This window comes from Halobiforma nitratireducens JCM 10879, assembly GCF_000337895.1.
In the GTDB taxonomy this organism is placed as follows: Archaea; Halobacteriota; Halobacteria; order Halobacteriales; family Natrialbaceae; genus Natronobacterium; species Natronobacterium nitratireducens.
The window spans coordinates 1-2813 of record NZ_AOMA01000135.1 but is presented as its reverse complement, the minus strand read 5'-3'; the positions used below and the strand labels follow the sequence as shown (position 1 = coordinate 2813).

Annotated in this window: 7 protein-coding genes; all 7 read left to right on the top strand. The window is 65.7% G+C overall.

The features are described from left to right. Window positions 1-325: 325 nt before the first annotated feature. The gene (locus C446_RS13190) at window positions 326-685 is read left to right on the top strand and encodes a hypothetical protein (protein ID WP_006673615.1); all 360 of its coding nucleotides are present in this window, start codon (window positions 326-328) and stop codon (window positions 683-685) included. 219 nt (window positions 686-904) lie between these two features. Continuing rightward, a complete protein-coding gene (locus tag C446_RS13185; RefSeq protein ID WP_006673613.1) occupies window positions 905-1216 on the top strand; it encodes a nucleoside triphosphate pyrophosphohydrolase family protein in 312 nt (103 codons plus the stop codon). Continuing rightward, window positions 1213-1626 carry a hypothetical protein gene (locus tag C446_RS13180; protein WP_006673612.1) on the top strand — a complete coding sequence of 138 codons (414 nt, stop codon included), beginning with the start codon at window positions 1213-1215 and terminating at the stop codon, window positions 1624-1626. The genes C446_RS13185 and C446_RS13180 overlap by 4 nt, the downstream gene beginning before the upstream one ends. Beyond that, the gene (locus C446_RS13175) at window positions 1619-2023 is read left to right on the top strand and encodes a hypothetical protein (protein WP_006673611.1); all 405 of its coding nucleotides are present in this window, start codon (window positions 1619-1621) and stop codon (window positions 2021-2023) included. Before C446_RS13180 ends, C446_RS13175 begins: the two co-directional genes overlap by 8 nt. Beyond that, window positions 2020-2250, top strand: a complete 231-nt coding sequence (locus C446_RS13170) for a hypothetical protein (RefSeq protein ID WP_006673610.1) — start codon at window positions 2020-2022, stop codon at window positions 2248-2250. Before C446_RS13175 ends, C446_RS13170 begins: the two co-directional genes overlap by 4 nt. 2 nt (window positions 2251-2252) lie before the next feature. Further along, window positions 2253-2459 carry a ribbon-helix-helix domain-containing protein gene (locus C446_RS13165; RefSeq protein WP_006673609.1) on the top strand — a complete coding sequence of 69 codons (207 nt, stop codon included), beginning with the start codon at window positions 2253-2255 and terminating at the stop codon, window positions 2457-2459. Then, the coding region (locus C446_RS13160) for a hypothetical protein (RefSeq protein WP_006673608.1) at window positions 2452-2813 on the top strand (362 nt) is incomplete at its 3' end. The genes C446_RS13165 and C446_RS13160, both read left to right, overlap by 8 nt.

Genomic DNA, 2813 nt, shown 5'->3' with positions numbered 1-2813 from the left:
CGCGGACGAACGCCGTCTCGATTGCGTCGTGGCTGTCGACCAGCGCGTCGATCCACTCGGGTTGGGAGTCGAGTCGAACGGCGTCGGGGTAGGCCTCCGCAAGTCCCTCCTCGAGTGGGTTGCGATCGGCAGGCATACGCCCACCCATGGGCGCATCGGTCGTAGGCCTTTCGACCCCCTCCGTTTCGAGTGAAAACCACGCCGCTCGCCTACCCGAACCGCCCGATAGTCGGCGCTGCCTTTATCCGTATTATTCTGGTAACGTATACATACGAGATCGGCAGGCTCACACACGCGAGCCCGTCGGTCGGAGGCGATTCGAGACATGAGCACGCATCCGACGACCGCGACCGAGGCACCGACGCCGACCGCAGGGGCCGACCCGCTGGCCCGCCTGCGACCGGGCGAACTACTGCGCTGCCGGTACGGCGACGCAACCTGGTACTACGGACTCGAGCAGCGTTCGGCGATTCCCTACGAGGAGTACGACTGGCTCGAGGCGCTGCCGGCAGGCGTGCGGGACCCACGCGGGCTCGCCCCCGTGCGGTATCACAGCCGCGAGGAGTTCGATCCGATTCCGACGCCCCGGACGGTCATCGCCGAGGTCGTCGGGCATCCGACGGTCGACGTGGCGATCGTGGGCGAGACGCAACTCGCGACGCTGCGGGGTGAGGGCGATGGGTGAACAGTCAGCGGACGGTACTGAGCAGGTACCTCCGTTGAATCTCACCAGTGACGAATTTGACTTACTCCACATTGTTGTGACTACTTACAACGATGCAGGGGCGTTTGACGAGGAAACTGACGACTTCGAAGACTGGGAATCGCTGAAAGGGAAGGTCGAACGAATCCATCAACAACGACAACTACAGTCGGATAGTGACCGTTCTCGAGGTGAGTCCGCATGAGCGACGCCGAGACCGCACCCGGCGACATCGACCGCGAGACGCTAGTCGACGCCCTCGAGACCTACGGCGAGGACGCACAGATCGAGCAAACGATCGAGGAGTGTGCCGAGTTGATCCAGGCGTTGTACGGCGACGACCGCGAGGCCGTGGTCGACGAACTCGCGGACGTGCGGATCATGGTCGCGCAACTGTCGTTGCTCGTCGGCGAGGACGACGTCGACCGCCGCGTCGGTGAGAAGCTGGCCCGACTCGAGCAGCGACTCGAGGGGGCCCACGACAGCGCCCGCACGCGAGGTGAGTCCGCATGAGCGACGCCGACCGCCCGGAGCGCCGGACCGAGACGCTGGCCGACGGCGCTGTGGTTGTCGAACCAGAGGACTGTCGGTTCGTCTCCTCGCCGTCGGGGACGGTCCACGAACGCGACGCATGTGACGGCGAGGACTACGAGTACGCGTATCACCCACGCTGTGGCCAGCGCCTGCCCGACGGGTCGCTGTGGGGCCGTGTCGACGCCGAGACGCCGGCCGAGGCTGTGTTGAAATACGACCTCAAGCCCTGTCGCAAGTGTGTCACCCAGTCCGGGCGACTGAACCAGTTCCGGGCGGCGATTCACAGCAATCTTGCGTCTTCGACGCCCGCGGACGTGCCCGACGACGTGCTTCAGGACGCAGACCTCGAGCAGTACATCGACGTGTCGGGAGGTGAGACCGATGGGTGACGACGACCATCCGTACGCGTTCGCTGGCGGCGGCGACGGTGGCATTCCCGCCCAACCCGACAGCTTCGACCATGTCACCGACGGCGACCGGGAACAGTTGCGGTCGATCTTCGGCGACGAATGGCAGGACTGTCTCACGCCCTACGGTGCGACCAAGCTGCTGTCGACGCTGGCCGAACAGCGAGCCAAGCAACCAGACCCGATCGAGGACGGCGAGCCCTGCCCCGTCTGTGGCGATCCGATCGTGAACGCCCACGACGCCATGGAGGGGTTCGAGGGCGAGACGCTGGCCGTCGAGAAGGTCTGTGTGGTGGAGTTCCCCGACCACTCGGTGATTCACTTCGCCGACGAGCAGGTCGGTCAGACACTCGAGGACAGTGGAGGTGAAGAAACGTGAGCGCCGTCATGTCGGCCGCCGACGCGGAGGTCGTCGCCGAGTGCGAGCACTGCGGGGAGATTCTGTGCCGGTCGCTCGAGGCCGGCGACGGGCTCTCGGCGGAAGACAACCAGGAGATCGGCGAGCGCATCGCCCGGAACCACGAACACACCTGCCCCGCGTCGGGCGAGGAGTGGACCGAGACAGTGACCGTCGACGTGGCGATCGACGCCACGGGAGGGGAGTAGTCATGGCGATAGGCGAGACTGCCGACCAGGACCGCGAGACGACCGCGACCGCGACCGAGCGCGTGAGCTTTCGCGTCGACGAACCCGTGCTCGAGGAGTTGGACGACCTCTGTGGTGACGACGGGCCGTTTCCAAATCGATCCGCGGCGCTGCGAGCGGCGACGCGACAGCTCGTCCGCGAGTACAACGACGGTGAGACCGATGGGTGAACAGACACAGATCGATCCGTTCCGCGCGTTGAACCGGTACGACGACCGTTTCGAGGACTGGCCGTCGAAGGAAGTCTTCGAACCGCCGCGACGGACGCTCGCGAACGGGTGGCGGAAGTTCCACGCCGATCGGGACTGTGGGTCGCGGAACGTCTATTTCCGCGAGTCGACCACGCACACGCCCGTCAGTGAGAAATACGAATACGACCTCGTGTGCCGCGACTGTGGCTACGAGATTCCCGAGACCGAGGTGCTGTTCGTCGGCGGGCAGTGGTACCGCGACCACGGGTGGGAGACCTACGGCCGCCCGCTCGAGGATCTGCATCTGCCCGCCGATCGGGTGCTGGCGCTCGG

Bases quoted from the DNA above. Each gene is read 5' to 3' on its own strand.
- C446_RS13190 (WP_006673615.1), top strand. From the start codon at position 326: ATGAGCACGCATCCGACGACCGCGACCGAGGCACCGACGCCGACCGCA.
- C446_RS13185 (WP_006673613.1), top strand. From the start codon at position 905: ATGAGCGACGCCGAGACCGCACCCGGCGACATCGACCGCGAGACGCTA.
- C446_RS13165 (WP_006673609.1), top strand. From the start codon at position 2,253: ATGGCGATAGGCGAGACTGCCGACCAGGACCGCGAGACGACCGCGACC.
- C446_RS13180 (WP_006673612.1), top strand. From the start codon at position 1,213: ATGAGCGACGCCGACCGCCCGGAGCGCCGGACCGAGACGCTGGCCGAC.
- C446_RS13175 (WP_006673611.1), top strand. From the start codon at position 1,619: ATGGGTGACGACGACCATCCGTACGCGTTCGCTGGCGGCGGCGACGGT.